Annotated in this window: 16 protein-coding genes, 1 tRNA gene and 1 pseudogene; 9 read left to right on the forward strand and 9 right to left on the reverse strand. The window is 61.8% G+C overall.

From position 1 onward, the window contains the following. The 6 genes from AC11W3_RS14915 to AC11W3_RS14940 all read right to left on the reverse strand — a co-directional run. The coding region (locus tag AC11W3_RS14915) for an ATP-binding cassette domain-containing protein (protein ID WP_484093256.1) at window positions 1-185 on the reverse strand (185 nt) is incomplete at its 3' end. A 117-nt stretch (window positions 186-302) separates the two neighbouring features. Further along, entirely contained in the window at window positions 303-1,142 is an 840-nt protein-coding gene (gene pstA, locus AC11W3_RS14920) for a phosphate ABC transporter permease PstA (RefSeq protein ID WP_484093257.1), read from the reverse strand. After that, on the reverse strand, window positions 1,139-2,146 hold the full coding sequence (gene pstC, locus AC11W3_RS14925; RefSeq protein WP_484093258.1) for a phosphate ABC transporter permease subunit PstC: 1,008 nt from the start codon (window positions 2,144-2,146) through the stop codon (window positions 1,139-1,141). The genes pstA and pstC overlap by 4 nt, the downstream gene beginning before the upstream one ends. Before the next feature lie 100 nt (window positions 2,147-2,246). After that, window positions 2,247-3,275 carry a phosphate ABC transporter substrate-binding protein PstS gene (gene pstS / locus AC11W3_RS14930; RefSeq protein WP_484093259.1) on the reverse strand — a complete coding sequence of 343 codons (1,029 nt, stop codon included), beginning with the start codon at window positions 3,273-3,275 and terminating at the stop codon, window positions 2,247-2,249. A 109-nt stretch (window positions 3,276-3,384) separates the two neighbouring features. Next, on the reverse strand, window positions 3,385-3,822 hold the full coding sequence (locus tag AC11W3_RS14935) for a phosphate-starvation-inducible PsiE family protein (protein ID WP_484093260.1): 438 nt from the start codon (window positions 3,820-3,822) through the stop codon (window positions 3,385-3,387). Window positions 3,823-4,079: 257 nt separating this feature from the next. Next, a complete protein-coding gene (locus tag AC11W3_RS14940; protein WP_484093261.1) occupies window positions 4,080-5,345 on the reverse strand; it encodes an EAL domain-containing protein in 1,266 nt (421 codons plus the stop codon). Window positions 5,346-5,598: 253 nt separating this feature from the next. On the opposite strand from AC11W3_RS14940, the gene AC11W3_RS14945 reads away from it, so the two are divergent. From AC11W3_RS14945 to AC11W3_RS14970, 6 genes and pseudogenes are all read left to right on the forward strand, one after another. Beyond that, entirely contained in the window at window positions 5,599-6,279 is a 681-nt protein-coding gene (locus AC11W3_RS14945; RefSeq protein WP_484089366.1) for a response regulator, read from the forward strand. Next, window positions 6,276-7,649, forward strand: coding sequence for an ATP-binding protein (locus AC11W3_RS14950; protein WP_484093262.1), 1,374 nt, complete (start codon window positions 6,276-6,278; stop codon window positions 7,647-7,649). The genes AC11W3_RS14945 and AC11W3_RS14950 overlap by 4 nt, the downstream gene beginning before the upstream one ends. Window positions 7,650-7,708: 59 nt before the next feature. After that, window positions 7,709-8,479, forward strand: a complete 771-nt coding sequence (gene phoU / locus AC11W3_RS14955; RefSeq protein ID WP_484089368.1) for a phosphate signaling complex protein PhoU — start codon at window positions 7,709-7,711, stop codon at window positions 8,477-8,479. Between the two features lies 1 nt (window position 8,480). Continuing rightward, a complete protein-coding gene (locus AC11W3_RS14960) occupies window positions 8,481-8,954 on the forward strand; it encodes a DUF2062 domain-containing protein (protein ID WP_484089369.1) in 474 nt (157 codons plus the stop codon). A 22-nt stretch (window positions 8,955-8,976) separates the two neighbouring features. After that, complete coding sequence (locus AC11W3_RS14965) at window positions 8,977-9,195, forward strand: hypothetical protein (protein WP_484093263.1); 219 nt, start codon at window positions 8,977-8,979, stop codon at window positions 9,193-9,195. Between the two features lie 776 nt (window positions 9,196-9,971). Then, window positions 9,972-10,427, forward strand: a pseudogene (locus AC11W3_RS14970) (PP2C family protein-serine/threonine phosphatase); the annotation flags it as partial. On the opposite strand, the gene AC11W3_RS14975 reads toward AC11W3_RS14970, so the two are convergent. Beyond that, window positions 10,426-10,493: transfer RNA gene (locus AC11W3_RS14975), tRNA-OTHER, on the reverse strand. The pseudogene AC11W3_RS14970 and the gene AC11W3_RS14975 sit on opposite strands and share 2 nt — an antisense overlap. Window positions 10,494-10,528: 35 nt before the next feature. Here AC11W3_RS14975 and AC11W3_RS14980 point away from each other — a divergent pair. The 3 genes from AC11W3_RS14980 to AC11W3_RS14990 are packed head-to-tail and all read left to right on the forward strand — an operon-like array spanning window position 10,529 to window position 11,966. After that, complete coding sequence (locus AC11W3_RS14980; RefSeq protein ID WP_484089371.1) at window positions 10,529-11,497, forward strand: ATP-binding protein; 969 nt, start codon at window positions 10,529-10,531, stop codon at window positions 11,495-11,497. After that, the gene (locus AC11W3_RS14985; protein WP_484089372.1) at window positions 11,494-11,820 is read left to right on the forward strand and encodes an STAS domain-containing protein; all 327 of its coding nucleotides are present in this window, start codon (window positions 11,494-11,496) and stop codon (window positions 11,818-11,820) included. Before AC11W3_RS14980 ends, AC11W3_RS14985 begins: the two co-directional genes overlap by 4 nt. After that, window positions 11,820-11,966: a hypothetical protein gene (locus AC11W3_RS14990; protein WP_484089373.1), complete on the forward strand. Its 147-nt coding sequence runs from the start codon at window positions 11,820-11,822 to the stop codon at window positions 11,964-11,966. Before AC11W3_RS14985 ends, AC11W3_RS14990 begins: the two co-directional genes overlap by 1 nt. Before the next feature lie 136 nt (window positions 11,967-12,102). Here the strand turns inward: AC11W3_RS14990 and pnpS are convergent, their stop codons facing one another. Continuing rightward, on the reverse strand, window positions 12,103-13,854 hold the full coding sequence (gene pnpS / locus AC11W3_RS14995; RefSeq protein WP_484089374.1) for a two-component system histidine kinase PnpS: 1,752 nt from the start codon (window positions 13,852-13,854) through the stop codon (window positions 12,103-12,105). Continuing rightward, window positions 13,851-14,531 carry a response regulator gene (locus AC11W3_RS15000; protein WP_484089375.1) on the reverse strand — a complete coding sequence of 227 codons (681 nt, stop codon included), beginning with the start codon at window positions 14,529-14,531 and terminating at the stop codon, window positions 13,851-13,853. The genes pnpS and AC11W3_RS15000 overlap by 4 nt, the downstream gene beginning before the upstream one ends. Window positions 14,532-14,671 lie beyond the last annotated feature (140 nt).

Consider the following 14,671-nt stretch of genomic DNA (forward strand, 5'->3'; position numbering starts at 1 on the left):
GAGCGAAGGAGGGTGGACTTGCCGCACCCTGATGGTCCGATGATGGCGGTGACACTATTTTCAGGAAACGCCATGCTTATATCTTTGACGGCGTGGGTCTTCCCGAAATAGATGTTCACGCCGTTCAGTTGAACCTTCAGTTGTTGCTGTTCCTGCTGAGTCTGTAACTTGGCTTGGTAAGACATCGAATCGCCTTCTTTTATGTTGGTTGAGTATTGTCGGTGGCCGCTAAAGATCCAGGTCGTTTCCTCTGTGTTCCTCTGTGGTGGAGCTTTTTCTTATTTGCGCCGTGTCCTCTGTTGTCAGGCCCTTCTCCCCCTGCTGAAGAATCTCGCGGTGAGGCTCAAGGTGAACATCACCGTCACCAAGACCAGCGCCCCCGCCCAGGCCAGACGGTGCCAGTCCTCATACGGCGAGATGGCGAAGTTGAAGATCTGAAGCGGAATGGCAGCCATCGGTTCGGTAACCTTCCTGCTCCAGAACTGGTTGCCCAGCGCCGTGAAGAGGAGCGGCGCGGTTTCCCCGGCCACCCTCGCTACCGCCAGGAGAATACCGGTCAGCACGCCCGACATCGCGCTTCGCAGGGTTACCTTGAGGCTCGTCCGCCAGAAGGGCACCCCGAGGGCCAGCGACGCTTCCCGCAGTGACCCCGGAACCATCTTAAGCTGCTCCTCTGTGGTCCTGAGCACGATGGGAATCATGATCAGCGCCAGCGCCACAGCTCCGGCCAGGGCGGAAAAACCTTTCATGGGGACGACCAGCAGAGAGTAGGCCACCAGCCCGGTGATGATCGAAGGGGTCCCCGACAGCACGTCAGCCGCGAAGCGCACCGCGGTGGAGATCTTCCCGCCGCCGAATTCGGTGAGGTAGATGGCGCCGAAGATGCCGATGGGGAGCCCTATGACCGAGGCAATGCCGATCATGACGATCGAGCCGACGATGCCGTTGGCCATGCCGCCGCCTGGCTCGCCGGGCGGTTTGGGGATCTGGGTGAAGAAGTCCAGGCTGACCGAGGAGATCCCCATCTTCACGATGTGGAAGAAGATGAGACCCAGCGGGATCAGCACCGCCGCGGTGGCGGCGACCATCAGCGCGGTCGCCAGATGGTTCTTGGCTTTACGGAAGCTGACGCCATGCATCATGCGGCACCTCCGCTCTTGTTGGAGACGCTCCAGATGAGGAGCCTGGCCAGGGCGTTGATGATCAGGGTGACCACCAGCAGGATCAGACCGACTTCCATCAGCGCCGAGCTGTGCAGCTTCGAGCTGGCCTCGGCGAACTCGTTGGCGATGACGCTGGGCATGGTGTAGGCCGGGGACAGGAGCGAAAGGGAGATCTTGGGTGCATTTCCGATCACCATGGTGACCGCCATGGTCTCACCGACCGCGCGTCCGAGACCCAGGATGGCGGCACCGAGGATGCCGGACTTCCCGTAGGGGAGGATGGCCATCCTGATCATCTCCCACCGGGTCGCGCCCAGGGCAATGGCGGCTTCCTTCTGGCTTTGCGGCACCGCGAGGAGGACCTCCTTGGTGATCGAGGTTATGATCGGCACCACCATGATCATCAGGATGAAGATGGCGGCCAGCATGCTGACCCCGTAGGGCGCACCCTGGAAGAGGGGGATGAAGCCGAAATGCTCGATCAGGAAGGGCTCGACGGTCGACTGGAGCCAGGGGGCCATCACCAGCACCCCCCAAAGGCCGTAAATGACCGAGGGTATGGCAGCGAGGAGCTCGACCAGCGGGGAGATGATCCCACCCACCCGCTTGGAGCAGATCTCGGTGACGAAGAGGGCGGCCCCGATGCTAAGGGGCGTGGCCAGTGCCAGCGCCAGCGTCGAGGAGACGACCGAACCGTAGAGGTAGGGGAGGGCGCCAAAGTTGCCGGCGACGGCATCCCACTCGCTGCTGGAGAGAAACTTCCATCCGAACTGTCTCAGGGAAGGGAGGCTCTGGCTGGCCATCTCGAACAGCATGATGGCCAGGATCAACAGGATGCTCAGTGCGAAAAGCGCGGTCAGGTACCTGAAGACGAGGTCCGCGTTGAGCTTCTTCTGCCTTTGAATGGGCTTTGCTTTGGTCGCAGTTTCCACGGGGCTCTCCGTCTGCAGGGCGGAAAGAGTTGAAGCCTTTACTGGTGGCATGGCAATTCCGATCTTACCTTGGTAATGATTAAATTAAAGCGTTCCTCGAAGTCCCATCCCCCCCATTCTGACAGGGGAGATGGGAGCTTGATCTGCAAGGTCAACGGATGCTCTTGATGGTCTTTTCGACCATTTTCGCCACGTTCGCCGGAAGGGGCGCGTAGAGAAGCTGGCTGGCCATCTTCTGCCCCTGCTTGATCTCCCAGTTCAGGAACTCGACCAGCTTCTTCCCTTTGACCTTGTCCTTCTGATTCTCGTAGACGAGAAGCCAGGTGAAGCCTGCGATGGGATAGGCGTCCTTGCCCGGCTGGTTGACCAGCGAGATGCGGTAGTCGGCCGGCATCGATTTTGCCGCTCCCGCGGCGGCGGCCGTGGTAGAGGCGATGGACGGCTCTACGAAGTGCCCCGCCTTGTTCTTGAGGGAAGCGTAGGGGAGCTTGTTCTCGAAGGCATAGGCCAGCTCGACGTAGCCGATGGTGTTGGGGGTGGTCTTGATCTGGCCTGCCACGCCCTCGTTACCCTTGCCGCCGAGGCCGACTGGCCAGTTGACCGAGGTCCCCTTGCCCACCTTCTTGGCCCATTCGGGGCTCACGCTGGAGAGGTAATCGGTGAAGATGTTGGTGGTGCCGCTGCCGTCGGTGCGGTGGACCACGATGATCGGCTTGCTGGGAAGCCTCAGCCCGGCGTTGTCCTTGACGATCTGGGGGGCGTTCCACGAGGTGATCTTGCCTTCGTAGATGCCGGCCAGCGTTTCCGGGGTCAGCTTCAGCCCCTTGCCCACGCCGGGGAGGTTATAGGTGACCACCACCGCGCCCATGACGGTCGGGATGTGCAGCAGCTTTCCGGGGGCGGCTTTCAGTTCCGCGTCGGAGAGAAACTTGTCGCTCGCGCCGAAATCCACGGTCTGCGCGGTGATCTGCTTGATGCCGCCGCCGCTGCCGATCGACTGGTAGTTGAACTTCACGCTGCGGTCGATCTTGGCATACTCCGAAAACCATTTCGAGTAGATGGGGTAGGGGAAGGTGGCGCCTGCGCCGTTGATCAGGGTCTCGGCCTGCGCGCTTGCCGCCACTGCGAAAGTGGCCATGGCTGCCAGCGCCAGGACGGTCTTGCGGATTTTCTTCAACATAGTCTCTCTCCTTTTTGTCATTATATGCACCGTTACAGGATGCCCCGGGATTGTTACAGTTCTGTTACAGTTCCGGCAAAGTTTGGTGAATCCTTGATGGTGGCGCGGGTCACAGTTCTCCGCGGTGGCTGCGGGGCGAGTACCTGACGGCGATGACCCGGATGAGCGCCAGGGACAGTGTCAACAGTATCACCATGGCAAGCTGTTGCCAGGGCATCTCCTTGTACCAGAAGGCCATCACCTCGGTCAGCACGGTCACCATCACGGTATCGATGATGTAGGTGACCTTGACCCGCCCCTCGCTGAAGTAGGCCAGCGCCGTCCGAAGGATCTCGACCAGGGCCAGCACCGTGAGGATGTCGACCAGGATGGCCTTGAAGGCCGCGTGGAAGGTGAGAACGATGATCAACCTGAGGTCGTAGAAGGTGTAAAGGACGCCGGCGAGGACCGCCAGCAGTATGGCCACGATCAGCAGGCTCAGCAGTCCCCTTGCGCTCTTCTCGAAAAAGCTGCTGGCGATCCCATCTATAGTCTCACTCCCCCACATCTCGCCTCCTTCGCGGTCCGGCTCCTGCCATTCCGCTGTCGATAGCCAGTTTCATGTTAGTTAAGGCATGTTAGGACTACAACGTTACGGACGGGTTACGGTTTCGTGTTGATACCAATAAAAGAGACGTGGGGTGCGGGCATCCCGCTCATTCCGGCAAGGCACGCCACGGTCAAGAATCCTGCCAGAACCTTCCTCCCCAAGGTAAGTCCATGGTACCACCTCATCTCTGCTCCTTTTATCCATGCTGCGCCGAGTTATCTTTCCCCGTTATAACGGATAAACGGGTTAGGTGCCGGGCGCGCCAGGTAGTAACCCTGCCCCAAGACGAGACCTGCCTTCTTCAGGTATTGGAGCTCCTCGGCGGTCTCGATTCCTTCCGCGATGACTTTTGCCCCGATCCTGGCGCAGAAGGTGATCAGTGACTCGACCAGGGCCTGCTTGGTCGTGATCCGGTCGATATCGCGGATTAGAAAGCTCGAGAGCTTCACATACTCCGGCTCAAGCTCCGAGAGCATTTTGAGCCCCGCATAGCCCGAGCCCAGGTCGTCTATGGCTATGGAATAGCCCTGCTGCCGGTAGTAGGAGAGTATCCGCTTGAACAACTGGTAATCCTCGATGAGGGTCCTCTCGGTAAGCTCGAAGGTGATGTCGGAGCGCCTGAGCCCGAGCTCATCCAGAAAGGCCGCGGTGGCGCCCCGCCGGTGATCACTGGACAGGAAGATGCTCGGGCAGACGTTGAGAAAGAGTCTGCCGGGGAGTTCCAGCTCCCGGGCACGGCTGAGCGCCTTCCGTCGGCAAAGCATCTCCAGCTGCGAGGTGAGGCCGAAGTGCACGGCCCTGTTGAACAGGTATTCGGGGTTGGGTAGGGTGCTGGCCGGGTGAAGGCGGCTTAAAGCCTCGTAACCGTGCACCTCGCCGTCCTCGATACGGAAGATGGGCTGGAAGACAGGGGTGATCATGCCTTGGGAGATGATCTTGACGATTTCCCCGCGGTCCGCCTCATCTATTCCCGCGGTTGGGGCGGAGGCCGAGAACAGCTCCTGCAGTGCCCTGAAGAGCACGTTGTCGGCCCTCTCGCCCTCGCGGTTGCAGAGGTGGACACCGGTCAGCCGGAAGTCGACAGGGGACGTTTTGGTGTCGAGATGCCGCAACTGCCGGCCCAGCGCGCGGCGGACGGTCTCCCGATCCTCCCGGAACGCGTCGGCGCCATATGGCTGCCGGCCGGGGACCAGCAGCAGGAAATACTCCCCCCTGGCGGCCTGGTAGCCCCCCTCGATCCTGCCGTTCAGTTGGCTCCCGATCATGCGAACCAGCAGCGAAAGATAGCTTGCCGGTACTTCGACCGGATCATCACCGCTGCGGAAGTAGAGAGCCACGATACCGGCCTCGCCCCCGCTCTTCAGGCAGTCGCGGCCTGCGTAAATGAGGGAGCCGCTGTCGTTGAAGGAATGCTGGATGCCGCGGCGATGCCGGGACGGAGAGAGCTTTTGGCTCGATGCCGCAGGTGCTGCTGGAGTCATGTTGGCAACCTCTCTTTGCTCTGCTGTCGGTCCTTTGAGGTCTCTGCCGTGTGCAGCATCCTCTCAGTTGAAGAAAAGACCATCGGGTACTCGCGGCAAGGTACAGCACAATTCTTGAGATCGTGTTACACCGCGGTTACTGTTCGGTGAGAATGGGGGGGCGCAGATTCGCGAATAATTCATCTTCCTGTAACGATATCTCCACAATCGCCCTGTATTAAGATGACAGTGATAGAGGCTGACGGAGGCGGAGATGCAGACAATTCTGGTGATTGAAGACGAGCGGGACCTTGCAGAACTGGTGGCGTTCAACCTGGAGCAGGAAGGATTCAACGCGGTGATAGTCCCGGACGGCCTTGCCGGACTCGACGAGGCTGGACGGCTGAAGCCTGATTTGATCCTGCTCGACCTCATGCTCCCGAGGCTGCATGGTACCGAGGTCTGCAAGCTGCTGAAGATGAGCGACAAGACGGCCAGGATCCCGGTGATCATGCTGACGGCGAAGGGGGAGGAGATCGACAAGGTGGTTGGTCTCGAAGTCGGCGCCGACGATTACGTGGTGAAACCCTTCTCCACCCGCGAACTCCTGCTGCGGATCAGGGCGGTGCTCAGGCGGGCCAAGACCCAGCCTGCGGCCAGCCCCATGATAACCGTCGGCCCCGTCTCCATCGACGCAGACAGACACCGGGTCGCGGTGAACGACGTCGAGGTCGTCTTCACCAGTACCGAGTTCAGGCTGCTGCACACCCTGGCCCAGCGCATGGGGAGGGTGCAGAGCCGCGAACAGCTCTTGCGGGATGTCTGGGGTTACAACTATGTTGAAGATACCCGCACCGTTGACACCCACATCACCAGGCTGCGCACGAAGATGGGCGGGGCCGGGGACCTTATCAAGACGGTGCGCGGTTTCGGTTACAAGATGGAGGGGGAGTGAAATCGGCTTCCTCGCGGGCGCAGCTGTCGGTCTTCCTGCTTTTGGGCATGCTGCTCTGCCTCCACCTGCACCACCATCCGGCCGTACTGGCGTCTTCCCTGGCCCTGGCCCTCTATCTGGCGCTTTCCGGCCATCGTCCCTCCCTCCTCTTTGCCCGCTCCCTGGAGGGCCTGACCCGAGACGCATCCCGGATCGGGAAGGGGGGAGGGAACTTCAGGGTCGACACGGGGGAGGGAACCGCGGTCCGGCAGCTGGCCGAGGTCCTGAAGGAGGTCTCGCTCAGGATCGAGGATGACCTTGCCAGCACCAGGGCGGAGAGAAACCGCCTCAATACCATACTGCGGGGGATCGGTGAGGGGATCCTGGTTGCCGATGCCACGGGCTGCATCACCTTGGTCAATCCTGCCTTCAGAAAACTCTTCTCCTTGTCCGAGGAGGTCGAGGGGAAGCCTCTCATCGACATCTCGCGGCACCCCGCGCTGCACGATAGCTTCCGCGAGGTGATGGCGACCAAGGCGGAGCGGGTCGAGGAACTCGTCCTGCGCTCACCGGGCGAAAAGACCGTGCTCACCCACTGGGTGCCTTTCCCCGGGCATGGCGCCCTGCAGGGGGTGGTGGTCGTATTCCACGATATCTCCGATATCAGGACGCTTGAGAACGTGCGCAGGGATTTCGTCGCCAACGTCTCCAACGAGCTGCGCACCCCCATCACCATCATCAAGGGTTACGCCGAGACCCTGGCGGGCGGGGCACTCGAAAAAAACCCGGCCCAGGCGAGGCGCTTCGTCTCCATCATTCATTCCCACGCCGACAGGTTGGCCGCACTGGTGGGGGACTTGCTGACCCTGTCGCAGCTCGAGTCCGGGAACCTCTCGCTGGCTCCGGCTGCCGTCTCGCCGCAGGACGTGGCCCGGCGGGTGACAGCGCTTCTGGAACCGAAGTCGCAGGAAAAGGGGGTCGTGGTGGACCTCTCCGGACTGGACCCGGCGCCCCCGGTGCTGGCCGATGCAGCCCGGCTGGAGCAGATCCTGGTGAACCTGGTGGACAACGCCATCAAGTACACCCCCGAGGGGGGCGCCGTCTCCATGAGCGCCGCCGCCGAAGGAAACATGTTGAAGATCGGGATCCACGATACCGGCATCGGCATCCCCTCGCGAGATCAGGGGCGCATCTTCGAACGCTTCTACCGCGTGGACGCCGCCCGAAGCCGGGAACAGGGGGGGACGGGATTGGGCCTCTCCATCGTGAAGCATCTGGTCCAGATGCACGGCGGCACCGTGTCAGTACAGAGCAGCGGACAGGGATCGAGTTTTTATTTCACCCTCAAGCCCTCGTCGAGCGCCGTGACTGGAGAGCAGGTAGTGCCCTAACCGAGACGGGCGGCGCAGCTGTCGGCCCACGTGTGCAGCACCGATGGGAGTGATCCGATATGGCAAAGGAACATTTGAGCAGCGTCTTTCATGCGGAGCTGGGAGAGATACGCGCTCTCCTTCTTGCGATGGGGGGCGAGGTCGAGCAGATGATCGTCGATTCCGTCCGCTCGCTGGTCAAGCGCGACCGGGCCCTGGCCGAGAAGATCATAGCGCGGGACCGGGTGGTAAACGCACTGGAGGTGGGGATCGACGAGAAGTGCCTGCTCCTTCTGGCCAGGCGGCAGCCGGCGGCCAAGGATCTGCGCTTCGTCACCCTGGCGCTCAAGATCGTGACCGATCTGGAGCGGATCGGCGATCACTGTGCCGGGATAGCCGAACACGCGCTGGCTCTCTGTTGCGAGGCGCCGGTTCAGCCCGACATCGACCTGCCGCTATTGGCAGAAGCGGCAAACAGCGCTGTGCGGCAGGCGCTCGATGCCTTTGTCAGCGCTGACGCCGAACTCGCGGCTCAGGCCCGTCGGGAGGACTGCAAGGTCGACGCCCTGAACGAGGAACTGCAGCGGGAACTTTTGTCCTTCATGATGAGGGATTCCAGCGCGATCCCACGCGCCATGCGGCTGAACTCGGTCGCCAGGTACCTGGAAAGGATTGCCGACCACGCCACCAACATCGCCGAAATGGTGATCTTCATGGTGCAGGGAAAGGACGTGAGGCACTCAGGAGAGCCGGACGGGGCGCCGACATCCAGGGCTTCGATCCGACCCCTGGCGGGGAGCCAGTCAGCGACTGGGCGGGGCGCCACCTGGTGCTTCAAGGGGAGGGGGTGACGTGCCGGTAGCAAGATTCTTCGGCAGCATGGTCCAGGCCGGGAAGCGCGTGCTGCAGCAGGGGCTCGCCCCGGAGCAGTTGGCTGTCACCATCTGCCTGGGCAGCGCGGTGGGGACCCTGCCTCTTTTGTGGGGGACAACCCTGCTCTGCGTGGCGCTGGCGGCCCGCTTCGGGCTGAACCAGGCGGCCATGCAGGCGATCAACTACCTGGTCCTTCCGCTACAGGTGGCCCTCTTTTTTCCCTTCGTCACTCTCGGGGAGAGATGCCTTCCCTGGGGCCCCCGGCTCTCCGGCGAGGTGCTGAAGAGGGCTCTGCACGGCGGCTTTTCCGGCGGGCTCACGGTCCTCGGCTTGGCCACCCTGAAGGCGGTAGGCGCCTGGCTGGTGACCGTCCCCCCCCTGGCGCTCCTCCTCTATCCGCTCCTGGTCGCGGCCTTCAGAAAAAGCTGCCCCCCCTTCGTTACCTCTGCTTAAGCCGCCTCAGGGCAGCCTCAGGTTGAACGATAACTCGGGCGTTCTCTACGGCATCTGGGTGGCCCGGCACTTCGGTGATCAGGCGGCGGTCCCGGCCCTTTCAGCGGGCCTGGCCGGAATGTGGAACCCCGGCCCCCTGTTGATGATGCAGCTGATCTGGGTCGCCATCTTCCTCTATACCGGTCTCAGCAGGGTGACCGCTGCCACCATGAGTTTCCATGTCGATGCCGGAAAGATCTGATCATGTCCGGTTCCGGCTCTGACATCAGATTTCGATCAAAGGTGACGGGGTTGTAACACGATTGAAAGCTTTTGGCGGGATACTGTGTTCATCAAAAGGGGGGGGCAGCGATGGGACAAGATGACGACGTCCAGAAGATCTTCAGCATCAGTAAAGAGGCGGTTGTTGTCGAGGCCGGGCAGCCTGTCAAGACCCTGGCTGCGCTGTTCCAGCAAAATCCCGACCTCTCCGTGGTGCCCGTCATCGGCCCGGACGGTTTTGTTGACTGCATCGGCAGGAAGGCCTTTCAGAACCTGATGAGCCGCCCCTTTGCCCAGGACCTCTACGGCAAACAGCCCATCCACACCCTTCCTGAGACCCTGCACGGGCTGGGGGTGGTCATGGGGCCGGAGACGGAGATCAGCGAGGCGGCCATCCAGCTTCTTGCGCTCGATCCCACCCTGCAGACGCAGGCCTTCCCGCTGATCGAGGACGGCAGGTGCGTCGCCGTGGTCGAGGTCTCGGACCTGATGCTGGCCGTGACCAAGGAACAGAAAAGGTTGCTGGCGGAACTCGATCGGCTGAGCTTTCGCATCCGCGAGGAGGTGGCCAGGGCCGCCAAGATCCAGCAGGACCTCCTGCCCCCTTCCAACTGCAGCATGAACAGCGTCAGGGTGGCGGGGGGGATCAGCACCAGCTCGGAAATCGGAGGGGATTTCTTCGACTATTTTCCCATCGGAAAGAGCAAGGTAGGGCTCGTGATAGCGGACGTAAGCGGCCATGGAGTGCAGGCCGGAATGGTCACCACCGCGGCCAAGGCCAGCCTTCACACCCTCCTCTCCCTGGGAATAACCACTCCCGCCGGGCTCCTGGCCGGCATGAACAACGCCATTCTCCAGACGGCGCGCCAGACCCTGTTGATGACCTGCCTCATCGCCTGCATCGACACCGAATCGGGCGTGGTCACCATCGCCAATGCAGGCCATAACTTCCCTTACCTCATGCGGGGCGCTGGCGGCGAGCCGGAGTTCCTGGACGCGGCGGTCGGCTTTCCCCTGGGGTTCGAGATCGACAGCGCCTATGACGAGCACCGCACCACCTTTGGACCGGGCGACGCGCTCTTTCTCTACACGGACGGGATCGTCGAGTGCACCAGCCCCGACGGAGAAGAGCTGGGCTACCAGCGGCTGGTTGGCCTGTTGAGGGACGCGATCAGGCTGCACAGTCCCGACCTCCTGCATGCTTCTCTCATGGCGGGGGCGGCGGGGTTCACCGGCACGGCCCTTTTAGAAGACGACGTCACCACCCTCTTCGCCCTCCGGGGCTGACTAAACATTTTGAAAGGGAGAAGTCAGTGCAGCAGTTGAAATCGGTTGTGGCGATATTCAAAGACGAATCAGACGCGGGGGCCTGGGCTGCCTACCTTGACGGCGTCTCGGCGCTGTGGAGCGTGACCCCCCGCAATGACCTGGAGCGGTCGGTCGAGCGGCTAGTGGCCAAGGGGATCGATCCTGCCGTGGTGATAATTTCCTCCAGGCTCTATCCTTCAGAACATCCGGAACTGGCGGCGGTGGTCAGGAGCCACTTCCCGCAGGCGGAGCTGTTGATCCTCAGTTCCTCGGACGATCCTTCCCCGGCGCTGCTGCAACTGAGCGCGGATGCCGTGCGGCATCTGGAGGTGGACAGACCTGAGCGCGACCACGGCGGCAAGGGATACTTCGACGCCGTTTTGGAGAAGCTCGTTGCCCGGCGCCCGATCACCATCGCCGACCGACTCATCTCCCCGAAGAGCGTGTGCACCTTCGAGCTGCACTCATCGGGGCAGAAGGAGGAGCTTCTTGAATTGCTCGATGCGGCCTTGGCGGGAGAAGGGGAGGAACTCGGCCTCTTCCGGCAGCGGGCGGCGCTTTTGGCCGACGAATTGATCGAGAACGCACTGTTCGGCGCGCCCAAGGCCGCCGGGGGCGGGAAGCTCTTCAATAAAGGCGTGGCGCGCGAGATGCTCCCCGGGGAGCGACTGGTCTTCAGCTTCGGGTTCGACGGAGAAACCCTCGCCCTGGAGATGAGCGACAACTGGGGGACGCTCGATCCCGACCTGGTGGTCGAGTACCTGGCCAAGAACCAGGAGCAAGTTGATCCCTGCGACGACATGGGAGGGCGGGGGCTCTTCCTGATCTGGCGCTTCTTCGATCATTTTCACGTTTCCGTCTATCCTGGGAGCAAAACGGTTGTGGGTGGGGATCTGGCGCTTTCACGCGGACTCGATCCCGAGGCGCCGCGGGGCTTTCACATAATAGAGCACAAAAAAGGAGGTACAGCATGACCAGCCCGACCGATCACGGCGCCGAAAGTTTCGACTACTTTGAAATTGAGGGGACGGTAGATTACAGCACAGAGAAGTTCTTTAAGGAGTTGCCGGTCAAGGTACGGCATAGCCTGGTCAGACTCGACTTCGCCAAAGCCGGCCGGATCAACTCCATGGGCGTGGCCCTGCTCCTTCGCTGCCTGAAGGAGATCAGGGAAAAGAAGCAGGCGACCATCACACTGGAAGGACTGGCGCCGATGCACACCATGCTCTTCAAGATGACCGGCGTCTTCCTGCTGGCGAGCCCTGCCGGCTCAGCGAACGGAAAAGGAGGCCTGTAATGTCACTGCTGCGGTTGATATTTCCCCAGATTCTCAGCGGGTTCGAACGGCCCATCGACAGGCTGAAGGAGATCCGTGACTCCTACCGCGCGCTCAACATAGAGATATACGGAGAAGAGGTTGCCAACCTGTTGAACGACTGGTAGGCAGGCACCCGTTGCGACAAGATCCGTCTGGAATGGTTAAACGACCGCCGATTTTAGAAGTATCGGCGGTTTCTTTTTCAGCGGAGGCAGAACTTGCAGAAGCCCCTTCACCCTTCACCCTTCACCCTTCACGTCTTTACGCCTTCGGCAACGTGAACGAGAAGACCGAGCCGATGCCGGGGGTGCTTTCGACGGAGACGCTGCCGCCGTGGGCCTGGACTATGTGCTTGACGATGGAGAGCCCCAGCCCCGTCCCGCCGCGCTCGCGGCTTCTGGCCTCGTCCACCCGGTAGAAACGCTCGAAAAGGCGCGGCAGGTCCTTCTTGGGAATGCCGATGCCGCTGTCCCGTACCGAGATCCGCACCATGTCGTCCTCCTCGGCGGCGGAGATGACGACTTTCCCTCCCGTTGAACTGTACTTCACCGCGTTGTCGACGAGGTTTATCAGGATCTGGTCCAGCCTGCTGCGGTCCGCCAGGACCCGCTCGGGACCTTTGGCGTCGCTACATTCCAGCGTCACCCCTTTTTCCTCGGCCCTTTGCTCCATCAGCAGCACGGCGTTGGTGATGGCTCCCGCCAGGGTTACGCTCTGCAACTGCATGGCCAGCTCCCCCGATTCCAGCTCGGAGAGTGTCAGCAGGTCCCGGACCAGGGAGGAGAGCCTTTCGGCATGATTGTGGACGATGCCCAGGAAACGTTCACGGCGTTGCGGGTCCTCCGCCACTGCCCCCGAGAGCAGGGTCTCGGCATAGCCCTTGATCACCGTGACGGGGGTGCGCAGTTCATGCGACACGTTGGCCACGAAGTCCCGCCGGATGCGCTCCACCTTCTTCAGCTCGGTGATGTCGTGGAAGACGGCGACCGCCCCCTTCAGGGACGAGCCCTCAACCAGCGGCACCCAGTGCACCAGCGTCGACTGGCCTTCGGCAAGGGAGACCTCCTGTTGGCGCTCCCTGCGCTCGGAGAGGACCTCGCGGCTGGCGGCATTGAGGTCGGGATGCCGGGTAATCTCGAGAAGCTGCTTGCCCGTCACCTCAGCCCCGACCCCAAGCATGTCGCAGAAAGCAGGGTTGACGACTGTGATGACTCCGCCGGCATCGGTCACCATGACGCCTTCGCCCATTCCCTTGAGGATGGCGTCCAGCTGGTTCTTCTCCGAGGAGATCCGCTCCAGCTGTTCCTTGATCCTCACGGTCATCTCGTTGATGACCTGGGCAAGCTTACCGAGTTCGTCTCCTGTGGTAACCGGTATCGGGCTGCCGAACCCCTCCCGGCCGATGCGCGAGGCGCGGGCGGCCAGCATCCTCAGGTACCGGGAGTTAACGTTTGACAGGACGTAGGAGAGGAGCAGCGATCCAACCACGGCCACGGCAAGGGCCGCCGTGAGGCTCCGCTGCAGCTTCTTTTTCGCCTGCTCGAGCTCGGCCAGCGGCAGGGCCAGCCGGATGAAGCCGCCCTCACCGAAAGGGGCCGCCACATACATCATGTCCATGCGCAAGGTCTCGGAGTAGCGGACCGCGCTTCCCACCCCCTTCTGCAGGGCTTGCCGCACCTCCGGACGTCCGCCGTGATTCTCCAGCTTGGGCAGATCCGCCGGCGCCACGTCGGAGTCGGCGACGACCACGCCATCGCTGCCGATAACGGTTACCCTGGCCCTGATGGCCTTGGAGAGGGCCGCGGTAAGGGCAGGGGCGTCCTGCCTCAGGTCGCGGATCTCCTTGGTGGCCATCAGCGAGGCCACCCGTACCTCGTCCTGCAGGTGCTCCCTGGTGCCGGTGGTCATGGAATGCTCGAGGCTCACGGCGAGGTATCCGTAGAGTCCGGCACCGAGGGAGAGCACCAGCAGCAGGTAGGAAGCCATCAGTTTCGAGCGGAAGGTCGCGGTCATCTTTGCTCCAGCTTGTAACCGAAGCCGCGCACGGTCTTGATCATCTCCCCGGCGCTCCCCAATTTCGTGCGGAGCCGGGTCAGATGGGTGTCGACCGTGCGGGTGTCGCCGAAGTAGTTGTATCCCCAGACGCTCTGCAGCAGGGCCTCCCTCGTCTGCACCCGGTCGAGCTTCTGGGCCAGGTTGATCAGGAGCTTGTATTCGGTGGAGGTCAGCAGCACCTCCTCCCCCGAGACGGTCACCGTGTGCCGCTGGGTGTCGATCATAAGCTCTCCTATGGAAATGATGGTCCCCTTGGGGGCGTTATTGCCGCTTCTCCTCAGCACGGCCCGCACCCGCAGCATAAGTTCCCGTATGGAGAAGGGCTTGACCACATAATCGTCTGCTCCCATTTCGAAACCTACCACACGGTCTATCTCCTCCCCTTTGGCGGTAAGCATGACGACAGGGATGGGAGCCGTATCTTCGGAGCCTTTCAAGAGTCTGCAGATCTCGGTCCCCATGATGCCGGGGAGCATCACGTCGAGCAGGATCAGGTCGGGTTTCGATCGACGCGCCTCGGTCAATCCCGAGGTGCCGTCGAAGGCGACCACAGCCTGGAAACCCTCCTTTTCCAGGTGGAAGGCGATCAGCTCCGCCAGGTCCTTTTCATCCTCAATGACCAGTACTTTCTGCATCCGTGGGTCCTCTGTGCACCGTGCCGCAGCTTCGGCTGTTGATGCCTAAGTCGCTGTTTTTGTGAGTGAAACCGGGGTTGTCACACGTTGGTCCACAGTGTTTGTGGAAAGTGCTGTGGAAAACATGTGAATCTTTCGGA

Source organism: Geomonas sp., from assembly GCF_056994735.1.